This is a genomic window from Labrys sp. HAY1-8F, assembly GCF_056754975.1.
The window spans coordinates 1,235,698-1,257,097 of the sequence record NZ_JBPGWZ010000002.1 but is presented as its reverse complement, the minus strand read 5'-3'; the positions used below and the strand labels follow the sequence as shown (position 1 = coordinate 1,257,097).

Genomic DNA, 21,400 nt, shown 5'->3' with positions numbered 1-21,400 from the left:
GTACCATTGTGGTGGAGGGGTTGCCGCTGCAATGACGAAAAATTGAGGTACGTAACTCATTAAATCGGGAGGCACTATGGGATTGTTTCAAAAACTGTGGCTGGCGAGCGCCTTGGCCGCCGGTATCCTCGCGACGCCGGCTTTCGCGCAGGATAAGGGGACTGTCGGCATCGCCATGCCGGACAAGACGGTCGAACGCTGGATCGACGACGGCAAGAATGTCGTCACCCAGCTCCAGGCCAAGGGATATGGCGCCGATCTGCAATATGCCAATGGCGATATTCCGGGGCAGCTCGCCCAGATCGAGAACATGCTGACCAAGGGCGACAAGGTGCTGGTGATCGCGGCGATCGACGGCACCACGCTGGCCGATGCTCTCAAGGCCGCCGCCGCCAAGGGCGTGAAGGTCATCGCCTATGACCGCCTGATCCGCAATTCGGAGAATGTCGACTATTACGCCACCTTCGACAATTTCCAGGTCGGCGTATTGCAAGCCCAGTCGCTGGAGACCGCTCTCGGCCTCAAGGACGGCAAGGGACCCTTCAACATCGAGCTGTTCGGCGGTTCGCCGGACGACAACAATGCCTTCTTCTTCTATAACGGCGCGCTGTCGGTGCTGCAGCCTTACATCGACAGTGGCAAGCTGGCGGTGCAGTCCAAGCAGATGGGCATGGACAAGGTCGGCACGCTGAACTGGGACGGTTCGCTTGCCCAGTCGCGTATGGATAATCTCCTCTCGGCCTTCTACACCGACAAGAAGGTCGATGCGGTGCTCTCGCCCAACGACACCCTGGCCCACGGCATCGTCGCTTCGCTGAAGGCGGCCGGCTACGGCTCGGGTGACAAGCCGATCCCCTTCATCTCAGGCCAGGACGCCGAAGTCGCTTCCGTCAAGGCGATCATCGCCGGCGACCAATATTCCACCATCTTCAAGGACACCCGCGAATTGGCCAAGGTGTCGGTCGGCATGGTCGATGCCGTACTCTCCGGCGGCAAGCCCGAGATCAACGACACCAAGAGCTACGACAACGGCAAGAAGGTGGTGCCGACCTATCTGCTCAAGCCCGTGCTGGTCACCAAGGACAATTGGAAGCAGGTGCTGGTGGACAGCGGTTATTACAAGGAAGATCAGTTGAAATAACGGCTCTGCGTCCTGGGCGGTAACCTGAGACCGCAACGCCGCCCGTTCGCATGACGGATTGACATGCGATGACCAGAGGCGCCACTGCCCTTCTTGTGGGGCGGTGGCGCAACATCTGTTTGCTAATTGTAATACCAATTGACAAGCATCGGAAAGCTTTTATGAATTCTGAGCTTGGCTGGGAAGAAACACCTTCAGGCGGCATGGTTCTGCGCGCATTCGGCCATGCTCCGGGGGTGAGAAGAGATGCCATTGGGATCGCTTCGATTCTCGACGTCGGCTGAGGGGCTATTTCTAGACCCGGTCCGTCCTGGATCGGGAAAACGTCAACTTGGGAGAGAGACGTGAAACTGTTCAAATCCTTGCTTTTGGCTGCCGCCTTCGGCGCGATGACCGTCGCATCGCCGGCCCTTGCCCAGGATAAGGGGCCTGTCGGCATCGCCATGCCGACCAAGACTTCCGAGCGCTGGATCGACGATGGCAACAATGTCGTCAAGCAGCTCCAGGCCAAGGGCTACGCCACCGATCTGCAATATGCCGACGACGACATCCCCAATCAGCTTGCCCAGATCGAGAACATGCTGACCAAGGGCGACAAGGTGTTGGTGATCGCTTCGATCGACGGCACCACGCTCGCCGACGTGCTCAAGGAAGCGGCAGCCAAGGGCGTGAAGGTCATCGCCTATGACCGCCTGATCCGCAATTCGGAGAATGTCGACTATTACGCCACCTTCGACAATTTCCAGGTCGGCGTGCTGCAGGCCCAGTCGCTGGAGAGCGGCCTCGGCCTGAAGGACGGCAAGGGCCCGTTCAACGTTGAGCTGTTCGGCGGTTCGCCGGACGACAACAACGCCTTCTTCTTCTACAACGGCGCCATCTCGGTGCTGCAGCCCTACATCGACAGCGGCAAGCTGGTGGTGCAGTCCAAGCAGACGGGCATGGACAAGGTCGGCACGCTGCGTTGGGATGGGTCGCTCGCCCAGTCGCGCATGGACAATCTTCTCTCCGCCTTCTACACCGACAAGAAGGTCGATGCGGTGCTGTCTCCCTATGATGGCCTGTCGCGCGGCATCATCGCCTCGCTGAAGGCGGCCGGCTACGGCTCGGGCGACAAGCCCATGCCCTTCATCTCGGGCCAGGACGCGGAAGTCGCTTCCGTCAAGGCGATCATCGCCGGCGACCAGTACTCGACGATCTACAAGGACACCCGCCAGCTCGCCAAGGTGACGGTCGACATGGTCGATGCTGTGGCCTCCGGTTCCAAGCCCGAGACCAACGACACCAAGAGCTATGACAACGGCAAGAAGGTCGTGCCGACCTATCTGCTCAAGCCCGTGCTGGTGACCAAGGACAATTGGAAGCAGGTCCTGGTCGATGGCGGTTACTACAAGGAAGACCAGCTGAAATAAGTGGTCGCTCCCGAACCATGTTAGGGTATCGGGCGGCAGGAGCATCATTCGGTCATCCTGGATCGAATGATGCCCGGGCTCCCACGAACAGAAGCATTTTCCGATCTCGAAGGGTCGGAAAATGCTTTTGCACGACAGCGCCAACCGCCCTTTTCACAGGTCATCCACTATGACAGCTATCTTGGAAATGCGGGGCATCACCAAGACCTTTCCGGGGGTCAAGGCGCTCAGCAACGTCAACCTCACGGTCAACGAGGGCGAGATTCATGGCGTGGTCGGCGAAAATGGCGCCGGCAAATCGACCCTGATGAAGGTACTGAGCGGGGTCTACCCCTATGGCTCCTATGAAGGGGAGATCCATTATCGCGGCCAGGAGTGCCGTTTCAAGGATATCCGCCATTCCGAAGAGCTCGGCATCATCATCATCCACCAGGAACTGGCGCTGGTGCCGCTGCTCTCCATCGCCGAGAATATCTTCCTGGGCAATGAGCAGGGCACGGGCGGCCTGATCGACTGGCCTCTGACCTATGGCAAGACCCGCAAGGTGCTGGACAAGGTTGGGCTGAGGGAATCGCCCGACACGCTCATCACCAATATCGGCGTCGGCAAGCAGCAACTCGTCGAGATTGCCAAGGCGTTGTCGAAGAACGTCAAGCTCCTGATCCTCGACGAGCCGACGGCCAGTCTCAACGAAAGCGACAGCGATGCGCTGCTCGACCTGCTTTTGGAGTTCAAGAGGCAGGGCATTTCCTCCATCCTGATCTCACACAAGCTCAACGAGATTTCCAAGGTCTGCGACGAGATCACCATCATTCGCGACGGGGCCTCGATCGAAACCCTGGACTGCCGCGGCCAGGCGATCAGCGAGGACCGCATCATCAAGGGCATGGTCGGGCGCGAGATGGCGGACCGCTATCCCAGCCGGCAACCCAAGATCGGCGAGCCGGTCCTCGAGATCAAGGATTGGGTGGTGCACCACCACGAGCATTCCGATCGACAGGTGGTCAAGGGCGTAAATCTCACCGTCCGCAAGGGCGAGGTCGTCGGCATCTCAGGTCTGATGGGAGCAGGGCGGACGGAACTGGCCATGAGCATCTTCGGCCATTCCTACGGCCAGCGCATCAGCGGCCAGGCCCTGATGCATGGCAAGCCGGTCGATCTCTCCACCATCCAGAAGGCGCTTGCCAATGGCCTGGCCTATGTCACGGAGGATCGCAAGCAGCTCGGCCTTGTCCTTGAAGAAGACATCATCAAGAACATCACGTTGAGCAATCTGGAGGGCGTGTCGAAGAATTCCGTCATCGACGACATCAAGGAATTGCGGGTTGCCAACGACTACAGGCGCAAGCTGAACATCCGTTCCCCGAACGTTTTCCAGAAGACGGTGAACCTGTCGGGCGGCAACCAGCAGAAGGTGGTGCTCTCCAAATGGCTGTTCTCAAATCCCCAATTGCTGATGCTCGACGAGCCGACGCGCGGCATCGATGTCGGTGCGAAATACGAAATCTACAGTATCATCAACGAGATGGTGAATGACGGCAAAGCCGTGCTGATGATTTCCTCCGAGATGCCGGAACTGCTCGGCATGTGCGATCGCATCTATGTGATGAATGCCGGTCGATTCGTAGGCGAATTCCCCGGGGCCGAGGCCACCCAAGAGAAGATCATGCGCGCCATCATGCGGGCGGAAGGGCATTGACGATGACGACAAACACTGTGGAAGCTCAAGGCTCTTCGCCCAAGAAATCGATCCTCGAATATATCAGCGGCAACATCCGCGACTATGGCCTGCTGATCTCGCTCGTCGTCATCGTCGGCTTCTTCCAATACATGACGGAAGGGCGGATGCTGGCGCCGTCCAACATCAACAACATCCCCAACCAGAACGGCTACGTCATCGTCATGGCGCTCGGCATGCTGCTGGTGATCGTGTCGGGCCATATCGACCTGTCCGTCGGTTCGGTCTGCGCCTTCACGGGCGCGGTGGCGGCGACACTGATGGTGAAGATGGGCTGGCACTATGTGCCGGCGGCAATCGCCACCTTGGTGGTCGGCGCGCTGATCGGGGGCATCCAGGGCTATTTCATCGCCTATCTGCGCATTCCCTCCTTCATCGTCACGCTGGCGGGCATGCTGGTGTTTCGCGGGCTGACCTATCGCCTGCTCGGCAACACCAATGTCGGTCCGTTGCCGGCGGAGTTCAATCAGCTCAGTGCCGGCTGGATCCCTGACCCCTTCGCCGCCCCCGGCTTCTATACCACCACCTTCGTCCTCGGCCTCGTCGCCGCGGCGCTGTTCGTGCTGATGAACATCAAGGGGCGCCTGACGCGGCTCAAGCATGGGGTGGAGGAGGAGCCGATGGCAATCTTCCTCGGCCGCAACACATTGATGGCGGTTGCCGCCATCTATGTCGGCTACCTCCTTGCGATGTATCGCGGCTTGCCGATGGTGCTGATCATCCTCCTGGTGCTGACGCTGCTCTACGTCTTCGTCACCGGCCGCACGGTGATCGGCCGGCGCATCTATGCTCTCGGCGGCAACGAGAAGGCGGCCAAGCTCTCCGGCATCAACACCGATCGCCTCATCATGCTGACTTTCGTCAATATGGGGGCGCTGGCGGCGCTGGCCGGGCTCATCGTCACCTCGCGCTTCGGCGGCATGGCGACCCCCAAGGCGGGCGACGGCTATGAGCTCGACGTCATCGCGGCTTGCTTCATCGGCGGCGCTTCGGCCTCGGGCGGCGTCGGCAAGATCACCGGCGCGGTGATCGGCGCCCTGCTGATGGGCGTGATGAATGTCGGCATGTCGATCCTCGGCCTCGGCATCGACGACCAGAAATGGATCAAGGGCCTGGTGCTGCTCTTCGCCGTCTGCCTTGACGTCTACTACAAGAAGAAGCGCTGAGAAGCCTGGCGAAAGCACCGGCAAATTGGGCTCTCTTTCCGGCGGTCGCAAATCCTTGCGGCCGCCGTTTTTCGTTCAGTCTCCCCAGAGAGCAAAAGGAGTTTCATCGATCTTCCCAACGGGTTGGGCCCACTGAGGCCTGCGAGGCAGCATTCAAGGCCTGGATGGCAGCCTGCAGGCGCGCCAGGAAATCCCCGAACCGGTCTTTGTCCTCGAAGAAGCGCTGCGCCAGTTTCGTGGTTCCACCGTTGTGGTGGATATGCAGCAGGGGGTATCTGCCGGTCTGCAGGCTGAGATTGACAATGTCGGCGAGGGGAATGGTGGTCGTTGCCCGGCTCAGGATCGAGGCGGGGATGATGACGGCGTTCGGTGCGAGGGTCACATTGCGATCCGGCATGAGCGCGGCTCGCACGCTTGCCAGCCCGAAAGCGACAAGGCCCAGGCTGAGCAGGGCGATCAGCCAATAGAAGCCGGTGGCGCCTGTGGAATCGAGCTCGACGAGCCCGTTGATGACCAAGCCGACGTGGTTGGTACGGGTATGTCGTCGTTTCGTTCATGCGAATGCCATCGAATGTCTGTGTGGGGCGGCGGGTTGAAGCTTTCCGCCTCGTCCGGTGCCCCGTTGTATCGTCTATGGCGCCTGGGCACGACAGGCCGATGTTTCGTGGAGAACAGAGCTTCACTTGCCGCTGCGCTTCGATCCGTGGAGCCATTTACCTCCGCGCCTGGCGGATTTCCATTTGCCGCTTGGCGAGAGAACCCGGCTGGCCTTAAAACGCGTTCCACTTTCGGGAGTGGTCATGGAGCGAATCGTCAAGGCATTCTTCAATTCGGCAGCGGGTCTTGCCCACGCCGTCCGCTATGAATTGGCGGTGCGTCAGGAGGTCGTCGTCCTGCTCATTGCGCTGCCGGCGAGCTTCTTCGTTACCGAGAACTGGTGGAAGCGCCTTGCCCTCATCGGCGTCATCCTGCTGGTGTTGATGGTGGAATTGCTCAACACCGCCATCGAAGCGCTCTCGGACCATGTCACACCCGACCGCCATCCCCATATCCGTATCGTCAAGGATCTCGGCTCGGCGGCGGTGTTCACGGCCCTGGCCTTGGCGGGGCTGACCTGGATTCTCGCGCTGGCCGAAAGGCTGGTGTAAGGATGGCGGATCCTCATCCGCCTTTGAAGAGACCATGAGCACCGATATTCTGCGTATTGCCGTTGCCCAGCTCAAACCGACGCTTGGCGACATCGCCGGCAATCTTGCCAAGGCCCGCGCGGCGCGGGCAAGCGCGCGCGATCAGGGCGCCGACCTCGTATTGTTCACAGAACTCTTCATCTCCGGCTATCTGCCCGAAGATCTGGTGTTGAAAGCCGCTTATCAGGACGCCTGCCGTGCTGCGCTGGAGGATTTCGCCCGCGACACTGCCGATGGTGGGCCGGCCGGCCTGATCGGCCTGCCCTGGCGCGAGAAGGACAAGCTCCACAATGCGGTGGCGCTGGTGGACAAGGGCCTCGTCGCTGCCGTTCGCTTCAAGAACGACCTGCCCAATTATGGCGTGTTCGACGAGAAGCGCGTGTTCCAGCCGGGCCCTTTGCCGGGTCCGATCGCCTTTCGCGGCGTGCGCCTGGGCGTGCCAATCTGCGAGGACATCTGGGGCCATGACGTGGTGGAATGCCTTGCCGAGACGGGCGCCGAGATTCTGCTGGTGCCGAATGGCTCCCCCTATCACCGCGACAAATCCGACATCCGCCTCAATGTCGCAGTGGCGCGTGTCACCGAATCCGGTCTGCCCATGCTCTATGCCAATGAGGTCGGCGGGCAGGACGAGGTGATCTTCGACGGCGCTTCCTTCGCCCTCAATGCCGATCACCGCCTGGCGCTACAACTGCCGGCCTTCAGGGAGGCTGTCGTCACCACCACTTGGCGGCGAGGGCCGCAAGGCTGGGCCTGCGAGCCTGCTACGGTCGAGACGGTGGAGGAGGGCGAGGAGGCCGATTACCAGGCCTGCGTCCTGGGCCTGCGCGACTATGTCGACAAGAACGGCTTTCCCGGCGTGGTACTCGGCCTGTCCGGTGGTGTCGATTCCGCCCTGGTCGCGGCCATGGCGGTGGACGCTCTCGGGCCGGAGCGGGTGCATTGCGTGATGCTGCCCTATCGCTACACCTCGCAAGAATCCCTGAAAGATGCCTTCGAATGTGCCGCGGCGCTGGGCGTGCGCTATGACGTTGTGCCGATCGAGGCCCCGGTGAGCGGGCTTGAGGCGGTGCTCGAACCGCTGTTCAAGGGGCAGCCGCGCGGCATCGCCGAGGAGAACATGCAGAGCCGCACCCGCGGCACCATCCTGATGTCTGTTTCCAACAAGTTCGGCGCCATGGTGGTGACCACCGGCAACAAGTCGGAAATGTCGGTGGGCTATTGCACGCTCTATGGCGACATGAATGGCGGCTTCAATCCGATCAAGGACCTCTACAAGACCGAGGTCTATCGCCTGTGCGAACTGCGCAACCGTTGGAAACCGGTGGATGCCAGGGGGCCTGATGGCGTGGTGATCCCGCAGAACATCCTGACCAAGGCGCCCTCCGCCGAATTGCGAGAGAACCAGAAGGACCAGGATTCGCTGCCGCCCTATGACGTGCTCGACGATATCTTGCGCTGTCTGGTCGAAAGCGAGATGCGGGTGGCGGAGATCGTGGCGCGCGGCCATGACGAGGAAACCGTGCGCAAGGTCGAACGCCTGCTCTATCTCGCCGAGTACAAGCGCCGCCAGGCCGCTCCCGGCGTGAAGGTGACCGAAAAGAATTTCGGCCGCGACCGCCGTTATCCGATCACCAATCGGTTCCGGGACAGCAACAAGCCTGCCTTCGTGCCGGATGCCGCGCTTTATCGCGTCTCCACCACCGCGAGCGCGGACGCGGTGGATTTCTGAGCGTCGGTCGTCCGCCCATGGGCGCTAACTTTGCGAGTGGGGACGCCTGAAACGAGGTGTGCCGATCTCCAGATCGGCATCTTCTTGCCGGCAAGCACGGTGCTTCCAAGATGGTCGACCTGGAGATCGACCCACCAGATAAGCACCGAGTTCCGCAAAGTTAGCGCCTATGGGTCGTCTGCCTGCGCTTCCGCCCGTGCCGTCTCGATGAGCCAGCGCCGAACCGCATCCGTCGGCTCGGGATGGCGCTGCCGGCGCGGCACCACCACGTAGAAGTCATGGGTGCCGGACATTTCGGCCGCCAGCGGTTGGATCAACCTGCCGCTGGCGAGATCGCCGGCGACCAGGAAGCGGCTGGCGAGTGCGATGCCCTGGCCAGCGGCGGCAGCCTCGATCGCCAGTCCCGTCTGGTTGAAGCGCATGCGCTTGGGTTCGGCAGCGGGCTTGAAGCCGAGCACCCCTTCGAGAAATTCCGGCCAAAGATTGTGGGTGTCGTGCAGGAGGGTGTGGTTCGGGATCTCGGCCGGTGCGATGCCGTTCGCGCCGGCTGGCAGCAAGGTGGGGGCGCAGACGGCGATTACCTGCTGCGAAAAAAGGCGCTCGACCACCAACCCCGGTCCGAAGGGCAGCCGCCCCTGCCGCACCGCGATATCGACGCCGTCGCTTTGGAAATTAGACAAGCCTTCATTGGCCAGAATGCGCAGGTCGACGAGCGGATGCTCGGCAACGAACTGAGGCAGCCTTGGAATAAGCCATTTGGTGGCGAAGCTCGGCGTGACGCTGATCGTCAACCTGGCAGGTTCGGGGCGCAGGCCCAATGTCGCATCGGCGATGAGTTCGAATGCTCGGCGGATATTTGGCAGATAGCTATGCCCGGCATGGGTGAGCGCAAGCCCGCGCGGCAGGCGCTCGAACAGCTTCACGCCGAGATCGGTCTCCAGACCTCTGATATGCTGGGCAACGGCGCCCTGCGTCACATTCAGCTCTTCGGCGGCCAGGCGGAAGTTCAGATGGCGCGCGGCGGCTTCGAAGGCTCGCAGAGCCCTGAGCGGAGGAAGGCGAGGCAACGTGTCCAGCATGCAATAGTTTTTCTACAGGATAAGAACAGCTATTCTGGCTCGAATGAGGCCTGAATTGCCAGTATATCAGGAGCATGAGCTCTTTGTCGCGGCCTCCCGCCGCTTCGGGATATGGAAGGATGATTTCAATGGCAGCAGAAAAAGTAGCGATCGTCACGGCGGGCGGCAGTGGCATGGGAGCGGCCGCCGCAAGGCGCCTGGCCAAGGATGGCTATAAGGTTGCCATTCTTTCCTCCTCCGGCAAGGGCGAGGCCATCGCGCAGGAATTGGGCGGCCTCGGTGTCACCGGCTCCAACCAGTCGAACGAGGACCTGCGGCGCCTGACGGATCTCACGCTCGAGCGCTGGGGGCGGGTCGACGTGCTGGTCAACAGCGCCGGCCATGGCCCGCGCGCGCCGCTTCTCGAGATCACCGACGAGCAGTGGCACACCGGGTTCGACGTCTATCTGATGAACGTGATCCGGGCGACCCGCCTGGTGGCGCCGGCGATGATCCGCCAGAAGAACGGCACCATCATCAACATCTCCACGGCCTGGGCCTTCGAGCCGACGGCGATGTTTCCGACTTCTGCCGTGTTCCGCGCCGGGCTTGCCGCCTACACCAAACTCTTTGCGAACCAGCATGCCGCCGACAATGTGCGCATGAACAACGTCCTGCCGGGCTGGATCGACAGCCTGCCGGCTACCGAGGAACGTCGCGACAGCGTGCCGATGGGGCGCTATGGCACCAGCGAGGAGATCGCCGCCACCATCGCCTTCCTCGCCTCGGAGGGCGCCGGCTACATCACCGGCCAGAACATCCGGGTCGATGGCGGGCTGATGCGCTCGCTCTGAGATAGCCGCCTTCGGAGCGATACCTTCCCCCGTATGCGGGAAGGTATCGCTGTCAGATCGCCCAGCCGACCTTCAGACCTTCAAGCACGGCTTCCTCGGCCGTGCGGGGTGTCAGACAGTCACCGATGCTGTGAATCTCCGCAGCCAGGCCTTCCAGCTCGGCTTCCAAAGCATTGACGGCTTCATGGCCGAGCGAGGTCACCAGCGTGTCGATGCCGTCGATGATGATCGGCTCGCGGCCGGTGACATGGGCGAGATAGACGGTCTGGCCATCGACGCCGTAGAGATCGGCATAGGGGATGACCTCGATGCCGAGATCGTGCAGGACACCGGCCCAGTGGTCGCGGACATAGGCCTGGATACGCTGGCCTGGCATGTAGCCGTTGACGGCGAGGCGGACCTTGCAGCCGGCACGCGCCAGCTTCTCGGCGACGCCCATGCCGATCCAGTCGCAGCGCCAGTCCGCCACCAGCACGGAACTGCCGACATTGGCCTCGTCGCGCAGCACCTGCCAGGCGTCGACGACATGCGCGGTTTCCGCGCCGGGCAATTCGGGATGGCGAGGCGTGGCACCGGTGGCGATGACAATCACGTCGGGACGCTCGCGCTCGACCAAAGCGCGATCGACCCTGATGTTCTTCACCACGGCGACGCCGGCAAGCGCCGCCTCGCGGGTCAGATTGGTGACGATACCGCCGAACTCCATGCGCCGGGGCAGCAATTGTGCCAGCAGGGCCTGGCCACCGAGCCGGCCCGAGGCCTCGTAGAGCGTAACGTCATGGCCGCGCGAGGCGGCGATGCTGGCGGCCTTGAGGCCGGCCGGGCCGCCGCCGGCCACCAGCACCTTCTTCACCGAGCTGGCAGGCAGCACCTTGCCATAACGCAACTCGCGCCCGGTCTCGGGGTGCTGAATGCAGGAAATGGGCACGCCGAGCTGGAAATGGCCGATGCAGGCCTGGTTGCAGGCGATACAGGCGCGGATGTCGTCGAAACGGCCCTGCTCGGCCTTCGCAGGCATGTCGGGGTCGCAGATCAGTGCCCGCGTCATGCCGACCATGTCGGCCTCGCCCTTGGCGATCAGCTGTTCGGCATCCTGGGGCTGGTTGACACGACCGGCATAGAAGACCGGGGTCTTGACCTTGCGCTTCACCGCTGCCGCCGATGGCGCACCATAGGCGCTGGAGAAGGCCATGGCGGGGGCGATATGCACGGCACCCCCGAAGCTGGCGGAGGAGCCGACCGTCAGGTTGAAATAGTCGAAGCTGCCATCGAGGGCGGTGAGCACCTCCGCCACCTCCTCGGCGGTAAGGCCGTTGAGATCGCTGTCCTCGGATGAAAAGCGCAGGCCGACGACGAAGTCGGGCCCCGTCCTGGCGCGAATGGCGGCAAGGCTCTCGCGGATGAAGCGCAGGCGATTGTCGAGCGAGCCGCCATAGGCATCCTCGCGCACATTGACGCGCGGATTGACGAATTGCGAGGGCAGGTAGCCGTGGCTGCCGACGATCTCCACGCCGTCGAGCCCGGCCTGTTCGAGCCGGCGCGCAGCCTCGCCATAGCCCTCGACGATCTCGCCGATCATCGTTGTGCTCATGGCGCGCGGCATGACGTGGAAGCGCTGGTTGGGCACGGCGGAGGGCGCGTAGGCGACGGGGGCGGTGCCCTCGGCCGTCTCCATGATCTCGCGGCCGGGATGGAAGAGCTGGCCGAACACCGCCGCCCCCTCGGCATGGCAGACCTCGGCGAGGCGGCGATAGCCGGGGATGCAGTCGTCGCTGGTTGCCATCAGGAGATGGGAGGTGTAGCGCGCCGTCTCGTGCACGCCGGCAACCTGCAGCACGATCAGGCCGACGCCGCCCTGGGCGCGCGCCTGCTGATAGGCGATCAGCGCGTCATTGGGCACGAAGGCCGTGGGCAGCGTGGTGTCGTGCCCGGTGGACATGATGCGGTTCTTGATGCGCAGATTGCGGATCGTGAACGGCGAATAGAGGTGGGGGAGGGCGGCGGACTGGCTCACGGGGCCTCGCAGAAGCTGGACCCCTACTGGGTGCACGGGACCGATGCCGCAATCAACATGGCCGATTGTCGCGACGCGGACACTTCAACGCCGGTGAGGTATTTCCCGGGTGCCCAGGCACTCGGGGATAGCTTCGGGGCGACTCAGAGATTGAAGTCGAAGCGATAGCTTGCCGATACACCGATCGTGAACTGGTTCGGGGAGCCGCGCTCCTTGACCAGGGTCGATTTGGAGGCGGGACCGGTAAGACGGCTATATTCGGCAAAGGCGCTGGTGGTGATCTTGTCCGTCGTCTTCCAGGTGAGCGCACCGCCGACGCCAACCGACTTCAGGCCACCGCCGGGCGAATAGGGGCTGAGGCCGGAAGCGAGTGATTCCTGTAGATTCACGCCATAATAGGCGTCGAAATAGCTGCGCGTAGCCAAGGAGACACGGGGGCCGCCGGAAATACGCCAATCCGGTGCGATGTCATAGAAGGCGTCCGCCGCGATATCGGCGACCAGGCCGTGATGCGAACGGATGCCGTGCCGCAATTCGGCGCGCAAACGCAGCCACTCGACCGGATAGATGTCGGCGAAGATGCCGAGTTCGCCGCCCCAGCGTACTGGCTTGAGGCCCTTGAGATCGTCGTCGGTGGAACCGTCCTGCTTGAGCAGAAGCTTGCCGACGGGGCCGATGCGCAGGAAGCCATTGTCGAGAATGCCGAGGCCCGGATTGTCGTTGCGCGAACTGAAAGCGGTCCCCTTGCCCTGACGGGACAGCGAGATGATCGGCGAGGGCAGGAAGGTGAAATCCTTAGCGCCCTCATAGTTGGGGCCTATGGCGGCGGTCGCGCCGAGTTCCAGCGACCAGCCACCGGCGATGTAGTTGTCCCAAAATCCCGTCGGCGTATAGGAAGAGGATTGGGCCAGTGCCGGCGTCGCCAGAACGGCAAGAACCCCTGCCGCTGCGGCAGTCTTCAGGGAGGTACGCAACATCACTCTATTCCCATTTCCGGTCGCGGCAGGAACGACCGCGAACTTGGCCGCACAATGCCTTCGAGGTGACAACAAACAATGAATGCTGGCATGAATAATCAACGAATTCCCTAACGTCATGTTTTGGATGCCGAGGGCATCGTCAGTTTCGTGATGCCCGTTTTGATGGCATTCACTGAGTGGCGATGATCAGCCGGGAAAGGGTGCTATGAGCCGGCTGCGATTGATTATCGTCTCCGTTATAAACACGATGGCGATTTCGTGGCCAGCAAAAATGGCAGGAGCCTGTCCATAATCTCTCCTTCAAAAGGGAGGCCTCGCGGTATAGGACAGGCCATATTTCCAATTTCGAAAGCCCGTCATGCCGCCTGTCGTCCGCTTTGCGCCGTCCCCCACCGGCTATATCCATATCGGCAATATCCGCACCGCCTTGCTGAATTGGTGCGTGGCCAAGCGCGCGGGCGGACGCTTCATCCTGCGCTATGACGATACCGACATGGCCCGCTCGCGCCAGGAATATGCGGATGCCATCGCGGTGGATCTTGCCTGGCTCGGCATGGTCCCGGACGTGAAGGCGCGCCAGTCCGAACGCATGGCGCTTTACGATGCCGCCGCCGGCCGCCTGCGTGAGGCCGGTCGACTCTATCCCTGCTACGAGACCGAGGAGGAACTTGAGCGCCGGCGCACGCTGCAGAAGGCTCGCGGCCTGCCACCGGTCTATGACCGGGCGGCCCTGCGCTTGACCGCCGAGCAGAAGGCGGCTCTGGAGGCCGAGGGGCGGCGTCCGCATTGGCGCTTCCTGCTCAACCACCGCATCGTCGAATGGCAGGACGGCGTGCGCGGCCCCGCGCATGTCGACACCTCCTCCCTGTCCGACCCGGTGCTGATCCGTGCCGATGGCGGTTATCTCTACACGCTGCCATCCGTGGTCGATGACATCGATCTTGGCGTCAGCCACATCATCCGCGGCGAGGATCACGTCACCAACACCGCCGTGCAGATCGAGATCTTCGAAGCCCTGGGCGCCACGGTGCCGGAATTCGCCCACCACAATCTGCTTACCACAGTGAGCGGCGAGGGGCTGTCCAAGCGCAGCGGGGCGCTGTCGATCGGTTCGCTGCGCGAGGCCGGCTTCGAGCCGATGGCGGTAGCGAGCCTGGCGGTGCTGACCGGCACGGCCGAGGCCGTGCGCCCGATCGCGTCGCTGCAGGAGCTGGCCGCGCTGGTCGATCTTTCGCGCATCTCGCGGGCGCCGGCGCGCTTCGATCCGGCCGAGATCGAGACACTCAACGCCAAGCTGCTGCATGAGACGGCCTTTGCAGACATCTCGCAGCGGCTGACGGCTCTCGGCGTCGAGGGCGGCGAGGACTTCTGGCTCGCCGTGCGCTCCAATCTCGTCAGGCTGGCCGATGCGAAATTGTGGTGGGACGTGGTGACGGGGCCGGTCGCCGCGGGTGAGCAGGATCGGGAGTTCCTCGGCCGCGCCGCCGCGCTGTTGCCGAGCGGGCCCTGGGACGAGAACACCTGGGGCGCCTGGACGCAGGCCGTGAAGGAAGCCACCGGCGCGAAGGGCAAGGCCCTGTTCATGCCGTTGCGCCAGGCGCTGACCGGGCTCGATCATGGCCCCGAACTCAAGGCGCTGCTGCCGCTGATCGGCCGTGAGCGTGTATTGGCGCGGCTCGGGTGAGGCCAGAGTGTCGCCTTCCACAACTCCATCAAGTGATGGAGCGAGGCCGACACTCCACTCTAGCGCCCGGTCGGATGCCTTCCCATATGGGGGCCGATGAGGAGACCCCGCATGTTGCGTAGAATCTGCTTCGGCCTCGCTGCGATCGTACTTGCCCTTGCAGTTCCCGTCGCTGCCCAGGCCCAGGAACCGGACCTGATCTTCCGCAAGTCGACGGTATGGAAATTCCTGACCCCGGACGACAAGCTCGCCGTCTACGGTATCGACGATCCCGATGTCGAAGGGGTCGCCTGTCACTTCACCGTGCCGGAGAAGGGTGGTCTCAAGGGTATGTTCGGGGTGGCCGAGGAGGTGTCGGACGTCTCGCTGGCCTGCCGCCAGGTCGGGCCGATCAAATTCAAGGAGAAATTCGAGCAGGGCGCCTTGGTCTATCGCCAGTCCCGCTCCTTGTTCTTCAAGAAGATGCAGGTGGTGCGCGGCTGCGACGCCAAGCGCAACGTGCTGGTCTATCTGGTCTATACCGACAAACTGATCGAAGGATCTCCGAAGAACTCGACCTCGTCGGTGCCGGTAATGCCCTGGGCCGGCGAGCCGCCCCAGAAATGTGCGGATTTCGTCACGGACTGAGTGCAGGGCCCAGCAGGGCCACCGCCCGCATCCTCACTTCTCGCAAGGCTTCACTTTTCGCAGGTCTTCACTTTTCGCAAGTGATCACGACAGCGTGCGGCTGCGAGGCAGCAGCGACCTGTGTGGGCGCGTTGATGGCGCCAGTGATATCGGTTTCGGTCTGCCGGCGGAAGGCGACCGCCTTGGCATAGCCATTGGCGACACACCATTCGCTGGCAATCGGCTGGCCGCAGGGGGCGCCGCTTTCCAGGCAGGTGTCGACGCCGTAGCCATCATCGGCGCTGACGACGAAGGAAGCCACATTCTGGGCGGAGGCGGGGCTGGCGAAAGCTAGGCAAGCCGCGATGAAGGAGAGGGTACGCAGGTTCATCGAAATCACACATGTGAACGGGGTCTGCCCCGTCCGGATAGCGGAGCTTGCCTATCATCGCCGTGCGTTTTTAAACATCGGTAAATCTACGTGTTTAATTTTTGGCGAAACTCTGTTGCCGGGCTGCATCAGTGCCGACATGCAAAGGCTCCACCTTTGTCGGCGTTTCAACGGGCGAGGGCCCACTTTGGTACTATGGGGCTTGTGCAGCCAGGGCGTGCAACGTTTCGACAAGACGATTATGGCTGATCCCGCGCCTTATTGTTTAGCGGCCATCGTCCCAATTCCTTAGCCAGGTGGACTTGCACTGGGGAGGCCGTTCCTGCTCTCCTTCAATATTCGGACTGCCCTCGAGCCGTCGTCTGAACGTTGTTAGGAAATCCCAAGTGCCGACTGACCATCCCCTGGTTTCTTCCATGGACCGCCCCATGCCAAACCAGGGAAGAAACGGTGACGCGCTCCCGGCACCGGTACTTGCGGCCACGCTGGAACCACGCGTCGAGGATAGGCCCATGGCCACCATGCCGCGCGTGGTCTTTCTCGACACGCTGCGCTTCATCGCCGCCGGGGCCGTGCTGTTTCAGCATGTGGCGGAAAAGGAAAGCGGGTTCGGCCAGTGGATCGTTGGTATGCTTTCGCCCGGTGTGTTCGGTGTCGTCCTGTTCTTCATCGTCAGCGGCTTCGTCATTCCCATGACGGCCGGACGCCGGTTCGACCTCAAAACGTTCATGATTCGGCGCGTGTTTCGTATCTATCCTCTGGTGTTCGCCGCCTTTGCGCTGATGGCACTCCTCGGCTATTGCACCGCTATTCCGGACTTTTCGGCGGTGAAGTCCGCCACGCTGGGTGACTGGCTCGCCAATCTCCTGCTGATACAGGACTATGTCGGCGCCACGCCGCTGCTGGGTGTGACATGGACCCTCAGCATCGAATTCGCCTGGTATGCGATCTTCGCCGTTGCACTGCTTAGCCTTGGACGGAAGTTCGACGACAAGCTGGCCATCGCCGCCCCGCTCGTGATGCTCGCCTTGGTCGGCATCTCGCTCGTGATCGGGCACCGCCTGCCGCTCGGACGGATCGGCATGATCTATGCCGCCATCCTGGGTTGCCGGGCGTTCCGCACCCAGGCCGGGGAATTGCCGCTGACGCGCCTTCTTGTCGATACGGGAGTCTTCGTCGTCATCATGGCGCTCTCGAACATCGTCTCCTTCGGCTATTTCAGCCATCCGAATATCACCATGAACCAGTCGCTGTTTCCCTGGCTGGTCGCGCCGATCGTGTTCGTGCTGGTCGCCGGCATTCCGAGCATCCGCCGCTCAGCGCTGGTCGACAATCGCATCACCGGATGGCTGGGCAGCGTCAGCTACTCGACCTATCTCCTGCATCCCTTCGCCATCGGCCTGGCGGGCGCCCTGGCGCCCTCCAGCCTCTTCGCCGCGGCGAGCGTACTGTTTGCCCTGCTTTTCGCCGTGCTGGGCTATCGGCTGATCGAATTGCCCGGGCAGGCCTTGGGCAAACGGATCATTGCCCGAGCCGGATGAGCCCGGCTCCGGAACAAAGTGCGCTCAAGCCAGAATGCTTGTTTGCCCCCGCTCTATGGTTCGGCGCGCGTTTGCGATTCTACCCGTTACCGTCAATTCACAAAACGCGTTGGTCTGATGCGCGTCATCACCGGGTGATCGAAGGACACGCCATCCTGTCGCTTGACAACGCCGCCCGCATGGCACATTGCTCCCCGCGATGACAAAGACGGCCATCCTTTCGCGGATTATTTGCAGCTAGCAGCAACGCTGGCTGGCGCCGTCATTCGCCCAAAATCTTGAGCGCAGGACGCCCCCGGCCAGCCGAGGTGGGGAACTCATGGTTTTACGGCTCTACGATACCCGTACGCGCTCCAAGGTCGATTTCACGCCGATCGATCCCGATCGGGTGCGTATGTATGTCTGCGGCCCGACCGTCTACGACTTTGCCCATATCGGCAATGCCCGCCCGATCATCGTCTTCGACCTGCTGTTCCGCCTGCTGCGCCACACCTATGGCGCCGAGCACGTCAGCTACGCGCGCAACATCACCGACGTCGACGACAAGATCAACGAGCGCGCGGCCGAGCGCGGCATCACCATCCGTGAATTGACCGACGGGACGCTCGCCCAGTTCCATCGGGACATCAGGGAACTCGGCGTACTGATGCCCGATCAGGTCAACCAGCCGGGGCAGCTGCCGCAGATGGTCGAGCCGCGGGCGACCGACCATATCGAGGAGATGAAGGCCATCATCGAGCGCCTGGTGGCGCGCGGTGTCGCCTATGTCGCTGAAGAACATGTATTGTTCTCCGTCCATGCCATGGAGAAGCTCGCCAAGGTGCCGCGCTACGGCGCACTCGCCCGCCGCTCGCTCGACGAAATGCTGGCCGGTGCGCGGGTGGATGTTGCCCCCTATAAACGCGATGCCATGGATTTCGTGCTGTGGAAGCCCTCGCATGGCCACCAGCCCGGCTGGCCCAGCCCCTCGGGCATCGCCACGCCCGGACGCCCCGGTTGGCATATCGAGTGCTCGGCAATGTCGATGGCGACGCTGCTCACCCCCTATGGCGGCGGCATCGGCTGCGACGACCCGGCCCGCAACGTCTTCGATATCCATGGCGGCGGCATCGATCTCGTCTTCCCGCACCATGAGAACGAGATCGCCCAGAGCTGCTGCGCCTTCGACACGCCGGTGATGGCCAATGTCTGGATGCATAACGGCTTCCTGCAGGTCGAGAGCGAGAAGATGTCCAAGAGCCTGGGCAACTTCATCACCATTCGCGAACTGCTCGGCAGCGACCGCTTCGGCGGGCGGGCCTGGCATGGCGACGTGCTGCGCCTGGCCATGCTGCGCACCCATTATCGCCAGCCGATCGACTGGACCCTGCAAGCCTTGACCGAGGCCCAGCAGACCCTGTTGCGCTGGTATGAGGAGGTGCCTGCGGGCGGAGGCGTCGATGCCGGTGTGATCGAGGCCCTGTCGGACGATCTCAACACGCCGGCCATGCTGGCCCGCCTGCACCAGATCACCGATCCGGCCGACAGGGCGGCGACGCTTGCCTTTCTGGGCTTCAGCAATGATGCGGCGGCCCTGAAGGGTGACACGCATGTCAGCGATGGGCTGAGGCGGGAGGTCGAGGCGCTTCTGGCTGCGCGCAAGGTTGCCCGGGCCGAGAAGAACTGGCCGGAATCCGATCGCATCCGCGACGAACTCGCCCGCTTGAACATCACCGTCAAGGACAACAAGGACGGTACTACCAGTTGGGAGGTCAAGCTCTGATGGCCAAGTCGACGTCGAATCCTGCTATGCCGAAACCTGGGCTGCGCCCGTTCCTGCCTGCCGACGCACCGATCCTGGCCGAGATTTTCCGAGCCAGTATCCACGAACTGACAGGTGAGGATTATTCCGAAGGCCAGCAGGAGGCCTGGGCCGAGGCGGCGGACGACGAGGAGGCCTGGGTGAAACGCCTTGCAGGCTGTCTGACCATCGTGGCAACGGTCGGCGGCTCGCCGGTCGGCTTCATCGCGCTGAAAGGCAAGGAACTGGTCGACCTGCTCTATGTCCATCCGGCGGTCGCCGGGCAGGGCGTGGCCTCGACGCTCTACGGCGCCATCGAACAGCTCGCCAAGGCGCGTGGCGCCGACCATCTGACGGTCGACGCCAGTGATACTGCCCGGGACTTTTTCCTCAAGCAGGGTTTCGTGCCCCAGCAGCGCAACACGGTGTCGCTTGGCGACGAGTGGCTCGGCAACACCACCATGAAGAAGGTGCTTTCGGCCCCGCCCGAGGCTGTCAGGCAATGACGCGCGATCGCCTCTATCTCTTCGACACCACTCTGCGTGACGGCGCCCAGACCACGGGAGTCGACTTCTCCCTCGCCGACAAGCAGGCGATCGCCGGGCTGCTCGACGATCTCGGGGTCGACTATATCGAGGGCGGCTATCCCGGCGCCAATCCGCTCGACACGCAGTTCTTCAGCCAGCCCAACGGCCTCAAGGCGAAGTTCACCGCCTTCGGGATGACCAAGAGGGCAGGGCGCTCGGCCGCCAACGACCCCGGTGTCGCAGGCCTGCTGGATGCGCAGGCGGACGCGATCTGCTTCGTGGCCAAGAGCTGGGACCATCAGGTGCGCATGGCCCTCGGCATCAGCCTGGAAGACAATCTCGATTCGATCCGCGACAGCGTCGCCACGGCCAAGGCACGTGGGCGCGAAGTGCTGCTCGACTGCGAGCATTTCTTCGACGGCTACAAGGCCAATCCCGATTATGCGCTCGCCTGCGCCCGTACGGCCCATGAGGCTGGCGCGCGCTGGGTGGTCCTGTGCGATACCAATGGCGGTAGCCTGCCACATGAGATCGAGCGCATCGTCGGCGAGGTCGTCAAGACGATCCCCGGCGGCCATCTCGGCATCCATGCCCATAACGACACCGAGCAGGCGGTCGCCAATTCGCTGGCGGCCGTCAGGGCGGGCGTGCGGCAGATCCAGGGCACGCTGAACGGTTTGGGCGAGCGCTGCGGCAATGCCAACCTCACCTCGCTGATCCCAACATTACTGCTCAAGCCCGCCTATGCCGAGCGCTTCGAGATCGGGGTGGATGCGGCTGGGCTCGAGAACCTGACGCGCATCTCGCGCAAGCTCGACGAACTGCTCAACCGCATGCCCGACCATCATGCACCCTATGTCGGTTCCTCGGCCTTTGCCACCAAGGCCGGCATCCATGCCTCGGCCGTGGTGAAGGATCCTTCCACCTATGAGCACGTGCCGCCGGAAAGCGTGGGCAACCGGCGCAAATTGCTGGTCTCGGACCAGGCCGGCAAATCCAACATCCTGGCCGAACTGGAACGCCTGGGGCTGGCCGTCGACAAGGATGATCCCCGTCTCTCCAGATTGCTTGGGGCACTGAAGGACAAGGAAGCGCAAGGCTATGCCTATGAGGGGGCGGATGCCTCTTTCTTCCTGCTGGCCAAGCGTATTCTCGGCAGCGTCCCGGAGTTCTTCTTCGTCGAGCGCTTCAGCGTCAATGTCGAGCGGCGCTGGAACGAGCGCGGCGAACTCGGCGTGTTCTCCGAGGCCATCGTCAAGGTCAAGGTCGGCGCCGATGAACTGATCTCGGCAGCGGAGGGACATGGCCCGGTCAATGCCCTCGACACGGCGCTGCGCAAGGATCTCGGCAAGTATCAGTCCGTCATCGAGGACCTGAAGCTGATCGACTACAAGGTCCGCGTCTTCCAAGGCGGTACCGATGCGGTGACGCGGGTGCTGATCGAATTCCAGGATGCCGCCGGCGATCGCTGGGCCACCGTGGGCGTCTCCGACAACATCATCGATGCCTCCTTCCAGGCGTTGGTTGATTCGATGACCTACAAGCTGCTCAAGGCTGGCGCGGAGGTTTGAGGATCGAGCCCGTTGCGGCGA

18 protein-coding genes are annotated in these 21,400 nt (G+C 62.7%); 13 read left to right on the top strand and 5 right to left on the bottom strand.

The window, feature by feature from the left end; translation table 11 throughout:
• Window positions 1-76: 76 nt before the first annotated feature.
• From chvE (ACR9ZN_RS14860) to mmsB, 4 genes are all read left to right on the top strand, one after another.
• A complete protein-coding gene (gene chvE, locus ACR9ZN_RS14860; protein WP_434957167.1) occupies window positions 77-1,141 on the top strand; it encodes a multiple monosaccharide ABC transporter substrate-binding protein in 1,065 nt (354 codons plus the stop codon).
• Window positions 1,142-1,530: 389 nt separating this feature from the next.
• Window positions 1,531-2,550: a multiple monosaccharide ABC transporter substrate-binding protein gene (chvE, locus tag ACR9ZN_RS14855; protein ID WP_210250091.1), complete on the top strand. Its 1,020-nt coding sequence runs from the start codon at window positions 1,531-1,533 to the stop codon at window positions 2,548-2,550.
• 121 nt (window positions 2,551-2,671) lie between these two features.
• Window positions 2,672-4,249 carry a multiple monosaccharide ABC transporter ATP-binding protein gene (mmsA, locus tag ACR9ZN_RS14850; protein ID WP_434957166.1) on the top strand — a complete coding sequence of 526 codons (1,578 nt, stop codon included), beginning with the start codon at window positions 2,672-2,674 and terminating at the stop codon, window positions 4,247-4,249.
• 2 nt (window positions 4,250-4,251) lie between these two features.
• Entirely contained in the window at window positions 4,252-5,454 is a 1,203-nt protein-coding gene (gene mmsB / locus ACR9ZN_RS14845; RefSeq protein WP_434957165.1) for a multiple monosaccharide ABC transporter permease, read from the top strand.
• 103 nt (window positions 5,455-5,557) lie between these two features.
• Here the strand turns inward: mmsB and ACR9ZN_RS14840 are convergent, their stop codons facing one another.
• Window positions 5,558-5,971, bottom strand: coding sequence for a hypothetical protein (locus ACR9ZN_RS14840; RefSeq protein WP_481272542.1), 414 nt, complete (start codon window positions 5,969-5,971; stop codon window positions 5,558-5,560).
• A 283-nt stretch (window positions 5,972-6,254) separates the two neighbouring features.
• Here ACR9ZN_RS14840 and ACR9ZN_RS14835 point away from each other — a divergent pair, with 283 nt between their 5' ends.
• Together ACR9ZN_RS14835 and ACR9ZN_RS14830 are read left to right on the top strand one after the other, a co-directional pair.
• Window positions 6,255-6,602, top strand: coding sequence for a diacylglycerol kinase (locus ACR9ZN_RS14835; protein WP_434957163.1), 348 nt, complete (start codon window positions 6,255-6,257; stop codon window positions 6,600-6,602).
• Window positions 6,603-6,636: 34 nt separating this feature from the next.
• On the top strand, window positions 6,637-8,373 hold the full coding sequence (locus tag ACR9ZN_RS14830) for an NAD+ synthase (RefSeq protein WP_454814659.1): 1,737 nt from the start codon (window positions 6,637-6,639) through the stop codon (window positions 8,371-8,373).
• Window positions 8,374-8,540: 167 nt separating this feature from the next.
• Here the strand turns inward: ACR9ZN_RS14830 and gcvA are convergent, their stop codons facing one another.
• Window positions 8,541-9,452, bottom strand: coding sequence for a transcriptional regulator GcvA (gcvA, locus tag ACR9ZN_RS14825; RefSeq protein ID WP_454814657.1), 912 nt, complete (start codon window positions 9,450-9,452; stop codon window positions 8,541-8,543).
• Window positions 9,453-9,580: 128 nt separating this feature from the next.
• Between gcvA and ACR9ZN_RS14820 the strand changes: the two genes are divergently transcribed.
• Window positions 9,581-10,285 (top strand): SDR family oxidoreductase, encoded by a 705-nt coding sequence (locus ACR9ZN_RS14820; protein WP_454814655.1) that lies wholly within the window; start codon window positions 9,581-9,583, stop codon window positions 10,283-10,285.
• A gap of 52 nt (window positions 10,286-10,337) precedes the next feature.
• Here the strand turns inward: ACR9ZN_RS14820 and ACR9ZN_RS14815 are convergent, their stop codons facing one another.
• Together ACR9ZN_RS14815 and ACR9ZN_RS14810 are read right to left on the bottom strand one after the other, a co-directional pair.
• Window positions 10,338-12,299, bottom strand: a complete 1,962-nt coding sequence (locus tag ACR9ZN_RS14815) for an oxidoreductase (RefSeq protein ID WP_454814653.1) — start codon at window positions 12,297-12,299, stop codon at window positions 10,338-10,340.
• 143 nt (window positions 12,300-12,442) lie between these two features.
• The gene (locus ACR9ZN_RS14810) at window positions 12,443-13,276 is read right to left on the bottom strand and encodes a MipA/OmpV family protein (protein WP_454814651.1); all 834 of its coding nucleotides are present in this window, start codon (window positions 13,274-13,276) and stop codon (window positions 12,443-12,445) included.
• 361 nt (window positions 13,277-13,637) lie between these two features.
• Here ACR9ZN_RS14810 and gltX point away from each other — a divergent pair, with 361 nt between their 5' ends.
• The gene (gene gltX, locus ACR9ZN_RS14805; RefSeq protein ID WP_481272541.1) at window positions 13,638-14,963 is read left to right on the top strand and encodes a glutamate--tRNA ligase; all 1,326 of its coding nucleotides are present in this window, start codon (window positions 13,638-13,640) and stop codon (window positions 14,961-14,963) included.
• 111 nt (window positions 14,964-15,074) lie between these two features.
• On the top strand, window positions 15,075-15,590 hold the full coding sequence (locus tag ACR9ZN_RS14800) for a CreA family protein (protein ID WP_454814647.1): 516 nt from the start codon (window positions 15,075-15,077) through the stop codon (window positions 15,588-15,590).
• A gap of 67 nt (window positions 15,591-15,657) precedes the next feature.
• Here ACR9ZN_RS14800 and ACR9ZN_RS14795 read toward each other — a convergent pair whose 3' ends face one another.
• A complete protein-coding gene (locus ACR9ZN_RS14795) occupies window positions 15,658-15,960 on the bottom strand; it encodes a hypothetical protein (protein ID WP_434957155.1) in 303 nt (100 codons plus the stop codon).
• Between the two features lie 512 nt (window positions 15,961-16,472).
• Between ACR9ZN_RS14795 and ACR9ZN_RS14790 the strand changes: the two genes are divergently transcribed.
• From ACR9ZN_RS14790 to cimA, 4 genes are all read left to right on the top strand, one after another.
• Entirely contained in the window at window positions 16,473-17,501 is a 1,029-nt protein-coding gene (locus tag ACR9ZN_RS14790; RefSeq protein ID WP_454814645.1) for an acyltransferase family protein, read from the top strand.
• Between the two features lie 319 nt (window positions 17,502-17,820).
• The gene (gene cysS / locus ACR9ZN_RS14785; RefSeq protein ID WP_481272540.1) at window positions 17,821-19,263 is read left to right on the top strand and encodes a cysteine--tRNA ligase; all 1,443 of its coding nucleotides are present in this window, start codon (window positions 17,821-17,823) and stop codon (window positions 19,261-19,263) included.
• Between the two features lie 26 nt (window positions 19,264-19,289).
• Window positions 19,290-19,787: a GNAT family N-acetyltransferase gene (locus ACR9ZN_RS14780; RefSeq protein WP_481272539.1), complete on the top strand. Its 498-nt coding sequence runs from the start codon at window positions 19,290-19,292 to the stop codon at window positions 19,785-19,787.
• On the top strand, window positions 19,784-21,379 hold the full coding sequence (cimA, locus tag ACR9ZN_RS14775) for a citramalate synthase (protein WP_441772387.1): 1,596 nt from the start codon (window positions 19,784-19,786) through the stop codon (window positions 21,377-21,379). The genes ACR9ZN_RS14780 and cimA overlap by 4 nt, the downstream gene beginning before the upstream one ends.
• The last annotated feature ends 21 nt before the right edge of the window (window positions 21,380-21,400 follow it).